Origin of the sequence: Ilyobacter sp., assembly GCF_041583315.1 — a bacterium.
GTDB lineage: Bacteria > Fusobacteriota > Fusobacteriia > Fusobacteriales > Fusobacteriaceae > Ilyobacter.
This window is the reverse complement of record NZ_JBFHGC010000116.1, coordinates 1-6,181: the sequence shown is the minus strand read 5'-3', so window position 1 is coordinate 6,181 and position 6,181 is coordinate 1. Positions and strand designations below refer to the sequence as shown.

The 6,181-nt window shown below is 36.4% G+C and carries 6 protein-coding genes and 2 pseudogenes; 5 read left to right on the top strand and 3 right to left on the bottom strand.

Features of this window, described 5'->3' with window-relative positions; genetic code table 11:
• From ABZA26_RS05555 to ABZA26_RS05545, 3 genes and pseudogenes are all read left to right on the top strand, one after another.
• Window positions 1-199, top strand: a pseudogene (locus ABZA26_RS05555) (ATP-dependent 6-phosphofructokinase); the annotation flags it as partial.
• A 271-nt stretch (window positions 200-470) separates the two neighbouring features.
• Window positions 471-1,502, top strand: coding sequence for an iron-containing alcohol dehydrogenase (locus ABZA26_RS05550; RefSeq protein ID WP_372713524.1), 1,032 nt, complete (start codon window positions 471-473; stop codon window positions 1,500-1,502).
• A 127-nt stretch (window positions 1,503-1,629) separates the two neighbouring features.
• Complete coding sequence (locus ABZA26_RS05545) at window positions 1,630-2,070, top strand: Spy/CpxP family protein refolding chaperone (RefSeq protein WP_372713523.1); 441 nt, start codon at window positions 1,630-1,632, stop codon at window positions 2,068-2,070.
• A gap of 55 nt (window positions 2,071-2,125) precedes the next feature.
• Here ABZA26_RS05545 and msrB read toward each other — a convergent pair whose 3' ends face one another.
• On the bottom strand, window positions 2,126-2,629 hold the full coding sequence (msrB, locus tag ABZA26_RS05540; protein ID WP_372713522.1) for a peptide-methionine (R)-S-oxide reductase MsrB: 504 nt from the start codon (window positions 2,627-2,629) through the stop codon (window positions 2,126-2,128).
• A 62-nt stretch (window positions 2,630-2,691) separates the two neighbouring features.
• The gene (locus tag ABZA26_RS05535; RefSeq protein WP_372713521.1) at window positions 2,692-3,279 is read right to left on the bottom strand and encodes a hypothetical protein; all 588 of its coding nucleotides are present in this window, start codon (window positions 3,277-3,279) and stop codon (window positions 2,692-2,694) included.
• Between the two features lie 298 nt (window positions 3,280-3,577).
• Between ABZA26_RS05535 and recR the strand changes: the two genes are divergently transcribed.
• Window positions 3,578-4,171 carry a recombination mediator RecR gene (recR, locus tag ABZA26_RS05530; protein ID WP_372713520.1) on the top strand — a complete coding sequence of 198 codons (594 nt, stop codon included), beginning with the start codon at window positions 3,578-3,580 and terminating at the stop codon, window positions 4,169-4,171.
• A 93-nt stretch (window positions 4,172-4,264) separates the two neighbouring features.
• Here the strand turns inward: recR and ald are convergent, their stop codons facing one another.
• The gene (gene ald, locus ABZA26_RS05525) at window positions 4,265-5,380 is read right to left on the bottom strand and encodes an alanine dehydrogenase (protein WP_372713519.1); all 1,116 of its coding nucleotides are present in this window, start codon (window positions 5,378-5,380) and stop codon (window positions 4,265-4,267) included.
• 399 nt (window positions 5,381-5,779) lie between these two features.
• Here ald and ABZA26_RS05520 point away from each other — a divergent pair.
• A pseudogene (locus ABZA26_RS05520) lies at window positions 5,780-6,181 on the top strand (excinuclease ABC subunit UvrA); the annotation flags it as partial.

Here is a 6,181-nt window from a genome sequence, read left to right as displayed (position 1 = left end):
GGTTCCTTCAGGATTCGACAGAGTACTTGCCACTAAAATGGGTGCCAAAGCCGTGGAGATATTGTCTCAAGGCCAGGGCGGAGTCATGATAGGAATAGAGGGCAATACAATAGTCACTCACCCTATCTCACATGCCTGGGAAGGTAAAAAAACTATAAACAAGGAAGATTATGAGCTGGCACTTATTTTTTCAAGGTAAAGATTCCGGTCAAACCTGGGAAATAGATTAGGTTTAATTATCTTTTTTTAATTTAAATAAAGATATGAGAGATAAAATATAATTTTATCAAATATATTGCTGCAGAAAAAATTTCTGCAGTTTTTTTTATCCAGGGTATTTTTTTTAGACTCACAGAGGATAAATACCCCAGAAATACAAAGAAAGTCTCAAATAAAAATTTAAAATATTGACAAATAAGGTCTAGTGAAATAACCTTATAATAGAGAAAGAAAGATACTGGGGGGATAATATGCAGCATAGATTTTTCATATCACCTATGAGCCTTATGGGTGCAGGATGTTTAAAACAGGCAGGTAAAGAAATAAAAAAACTTAACTTGAAAAAAGCAATAGTTGTAACTTGTAAGTCTATACTGGAAAGTGAAATTATAACTCAGCTGAAAGATATATTAAATGAAAATGATATAGAGTATGTAATTTATGATAAAGTGAAGGCTAGGCCTGGCATGGATGATATTCTCCGTGGTGTGGAAATGGTAAAAAATGAAAAATGTGATTTTATAATCTCCTTTGGTGGGAATTCTACGAGAAACTGTGCAAAGGGAATGTCCCTAATGCTTCGTTGTAAAGACGGAGTGTGTAAGAGTGAAGAAAGTCTTCCTCTGGTAGCTATAAACGTAACATCTTTTATGACTGGAGAAGTCCCTATCTTTACTCAAAAGAATAAGAATGGAAATGAGAAGATTCTGATAGACAGAAGCACAACCCCTATTATAACGGTAACAGATTCTGACCTTTTGAAGGGGATTTCAAATAAGATAATGGGAGCCATAGGTATAGATGCCTTAAGGCATGCAATAGAAGCTTATCTCTCTGATTCTGCGACACCTATGACTGACGCATGTGCCTTTCAGGCCATAAAAATACTTTTTTCCAATCTCGAAAATATAATAGATCAGGATCATATAGAAGATGATGTGAGAGAGCAGATAACCTATGGAAATTATATGGCAGGGATTTCCTATAATAATACTGTTCTGGGTCATATATATTCCATGGAAGAGAAAAATTATCACGAGGAAAATAATCAGGAAGAAAAAGAGAAGGTTTTCATATCTGAACAACAGGGATTTTCTTCAGATAAAATTTTTAAGAAGATGATGGAAATAGCCTTTGCAATGGGAAGTAATATAAAAGAGATTGATGAAGACGGTGCCATGGGATTTGTCATGGATGAGATAAAGAGGCTCTCTGACAAGGTGGGAATACCTTGTGGAATGAGCAAAGATGAAAGAGTTGTATTTGGCAAGGGAAGATTATAAATAAAAAACCAACTTGATATCAAGTTGGTTTTTTATTTTGGCAGATACTATTGTTAACACAATTCTGACACGAAAATCAACTATTCTTAACTTGTAGTAAAAAAAAGTGTTAAGGAGGAATGAGAATATGAAAAAGACAATAGGAATTTTAGCACTGATAATATCTACTGGAGCCTTTGCACAAAATAATGATTATAATAATACCGGAGATAAACAGACAGAGGGAAGAAAGCATAAAATGAGTATGCAGCAGGAAATTGAAAAACTCACTCCGGAACAACAGGAAGAGCTTAGAACTATGCAAGAAAAAAACATGAAAGAAAATATGAAAATCATGCTCAGCATAAAAGAGGTCGACATCCAGATAAAAAAAGAGATGCTCAATGAAAAGTTAAATACCAAAAAGATAGAGCAACTTATCGATCAAAAATCGAAACTACATGCCACACAAGAGAAATCAATGCTAAAATTTATGCTAGAAGTAAAGTCAAAGTTTGGAATAGAGCTTATGATGGGACAGCATAGAATGGGTGAAAACAGAGAAGATATGCCTGTCAGAAAAGGTTAAAGCTTTCCAATACTAAATTGAGTAATAAAAAATCGGGGTTATCCCCGATTTTTTATTACTCAAATTCTTTTAAAAATTCTTCATAGCCTTCAGTCACCAGATCTTCCTTTGGTATAAATTTAAGTGATGCAGAATTGAGACAGTAACGTAGTCCTGTAGGAGGAGGACCGTCTTTAAATACATGTCCTAGATGGGAATCTCCGTATCTGCTTCTGACTTCTGTTCTTATCATGAAGAGAGCAAAATCCCTTTTGGTAACGATGTTTTCATCTACGAGGGGTTTTGTAAAGCTAGGCCATCCTGTACCAGACTTGAATTTATCTTTAGAAGAAAAAAGAGGTTCTCCTGAAATGAGATCTACGTAGATGCCATCTCTTTTGTTATCCCAGTATTCATTATCAAAGGGTCTTTCAGTTCCCTTTTGCTGGGTAACTTTATACTGTAAATCAGTGAGAGTTTTTCTTAGCTCTGAGTCTGAGGGCTTCTTAAAAGATGAAAAATCTCTGGAAAAAGCAAAGGTAGAAAAAATAAGAAACAATAAAGCAAACAAGTGATACATAAGACCACCTCCTAAGTATAACATACGAAAAAAGGGAGGAAACTCCTCCCTTTAATTACCTGTTATTTTTTCTTAGAAACAAAATAAACTACAACTGCAGCTGCTAAAGCACCAAATCCAAATAATAAACCTTTGGATGATTTTTCTTGTGCAGGAACAACTGGTTCTTCAACAACAACCTCTTCCATAGCCTTGGAAGTAGCTTCATCTTCCATTATTTGATCATCTACTGTTTCTTCCATGACGGCCTCGATACTATCAGCAGTTGGCTCAACTACTTTAGATATCTTACCAGCGGCGTCATCCATTTTGGAAGCGGCAGCGGCCTTCATATTGGCGGCTTCCATTTCAGCTGCTTCTAGTCTAGCAGCTTCCATTTCGGCGGCCTTGATTTTTGCAACTTCCATTTCAGCAGCCTTCATTCTGGCGACTTCCATACGAGCAGCTTCGATCTTTGCAGCTTCCAAACGAGCGGCTTCTATTCGAGCAGCTTCGATCTTTGCAGCTTCCATCCGAGCGGCTTCTAGTTTCTCTGCCTCTAATTTAGACATTTCCTGCTGAGACATAACAGTTTCAGTCTTTGTGATAGTATCCTGTTTAGGATCTGTTTTTGAACATCCAATTATTAAAACAGCTAGAGTTAAAAGCAAGGCAATTTTTTTCATGATAGACATCCTCCCTTAAAATTTTTTCTCTCGAGAATCATATAGTACTTCTACTAACTATATTATCTTAAAGAGAATAAAATCCTTTTGATTTTATTCTTTTTTTTAATCTTTTTTATTTAACCGAAAATTTTAAAATAAAGAATATTTATTAGAAATTATTTATACAATGCTATATAATATACTCAGACAGATTTTATATCCTTTTAAAATGATTATTTGAGATATAAAAATTATTTTAAAATACGGAATACGGAAGTTCTTGTTTTAAAGGAGGAAATTAATGGCGACCAAATCCCTTGAAAGATTGATAGATGAATTTAACAAGTTACCTGGAATAGGAAGGAAAAGTGCAACCAGACTGGCATTCCACGTCTTAGAGATGGATGAGATGGAGGTAAACAGATTCACAGAAGCTATAAAAGATGTGAAAACCTCAGTAAAAAAATGCATAATTTGCGGAAATTTCGGAGAAGAGGAAACATGTGATGTGTGCAGAGACGAATATAGAAGCAACGAGATAATCTGTGTGGTGGAGGACACCCGAGATATCGTTTCCTTTGAAAAGGCTAAAAAGTATAGAGGAAGATATCATGTGTTAAACGGTAAAATAGATCCTCTGAACGGAGTCACACCTGATAAACTGAACATAAAATCATTGGTGGAAAGAGTGGCAGCAGAAGATGTAAGTGAGGTGATACTGGCTATGAATCCTGATCTGGAGGGAGAAACTACAGCAATGTATCTCACAAATCTTCTTAAACCTTTTGGTATAAAAGTAACCAAAATCGCCAGCGGAATACCTATGGGTGGAAATATAGAATTTTCAGACACAGCTACCATATCAAAGGCATTAGAGGGAAGACAGGAACTATAAAAAATAATATAAACAATTTTTTATTTTTTCAGATATTTAAAAAGACCGGTGATTATTAAAAAACCGGCCTTTTTTTTATTATTGATAATTTTATTATTTACATATATCTTCCAAAGAAGTGTAAGGAAGGTCTAAATCTTTTGCCACCTGCTCATAGACAAGTTTTCCATCTATTACATTGATTCCGTTGATCAATTCAGGATATTTCTTGCAGGCCTGATGAATATCCATACCGGCAAGGGCTCTGGCATATTTAAGGGTTGAGTTGTTTAGTGCATAGGTAGATGTTCTGGCAAAAGCCCCGGGCATATTTGCCACACAGTAGTGAAGTACATCGTCTACAAAATAAATAGGTTCTGCATGTGTTGTGGCTTTGGAAGTCTCAAAACATCCACCCTGGTCAATGGCTACGTCTACCAATACGGTTCCAGGCTGCATTCTTTTGATATGCTCTCTGGTCACAAGTTTCGGAGCCTTGGCTCCTGGAATAAGAACGGTCCCGATAACCAGGTCGGCACTGACAACTGCTTCTTCTATATTATGAGAGTTGGAGTAGATAGTTTTGATCCTATTTCCGTAAAGATCATCCAGATATCTCAATTTTTCAAGATTTACGTCTAGGATGGTGCAGTCGGCCCCTAAACCTACTGCCATCTGAAGGGCATTTTGTCCTGCAACTCCAGCCCCTATAATGACGCATTTTGCTCTGGGAGTACCTGGAACCCCTCCTATAAGAATACCCTTTCCTCCCTGGTTTTCCTGAAGGTAGAAGGCTCCCATCTGAGTGGCCATCCTTCCGGCAACTTCTGACATAGGTGCAAGAAGAGGTATTGATTTATCTTCCAAAACTATAGTTTCATAGGCGATACATGTCGCTCCTGAGGCCATAAGACCTTCTGTCTGTGGCTTGTCAGCAGCTAGATGGAGGTAAGTATACAAAAGGTGGTGAGGTTTTAGACAGGCGATCTCTCTGGGCTGAGGTTCTTTTACTTTTACAATCATATCTGCTGTCTCAAATACTTCTTCTAGAGACGACAGCATCTTAGCTCCGGCCTGGATATACTCTTCATCAGAGATACCAACCCCTATACCTGCATTGGTTTCAATAAATAATTCGTGACCGTCGGCCACAAGCTGAGCAACAGATGACGGCACAAGTCCCACTCTGTTTTCGTTGTTTTTAATCTCTTTAGGTACACCGATTTTCATTAAAATCCCCCCTTAAGCGTAATGATACATATATTTCATGTATACAACCTTGTTACATTAAAATCAACTTTATAAATAATAAATATTTTTTTATTTAAAATAGTAATTTTTTAGGAAACAAATTGTCCAAACTATAAGTACTTTTACCTCTTAGCATGGTGTTACGTGCAAAATTTTATTTTCTCTGGAAAGATGCTTTTATTTGTGAGAAAAATGTTAAAATGCTATAATTCTTTTATTGGGATTGGATATTTTCATTCTTAGTTTGAAATGGAAACACTATCTGAAAAAACTCATGAATTATGTTAATAAAATTATCAAAAGAGTAAAATTATATAGATTTCATAATAATCTGAATCAGGCTAAAATTTCTCAAAATTTTGATAAAGAGGTGAATATATGCTAGATAAAATAATAATAAAAGGAGCACGAGAGCACAATCTTAAAAATATAAATGTAGATATACCAAAAAATAAATTTGTGGTAATAACGGGAGTCAGCGGAAGCGGGAAATCCTCTCTGGCTTTTGATACTATATATTCCGAGGGTCAGAGAAGATACGTAGAGAGTCTTTCTGCCTATGCCAGACAGTTTATCGGCCAGATGCAAAAACCCGATGTGGACAGTATAGAGGGACTTTCGCCGGCTATATCAATAGAACAGAAGACCACAAATAAGAACCCGAGATCCATAGTGGGGACAATGACAGAGGTCTATGATTATATGAGGCTTCTTTTTGCCCACGTAGGGACTGCCCACTGCCCCATCTGCGGGGAAAAGGTGGAAAAGCAGAGTATAGAG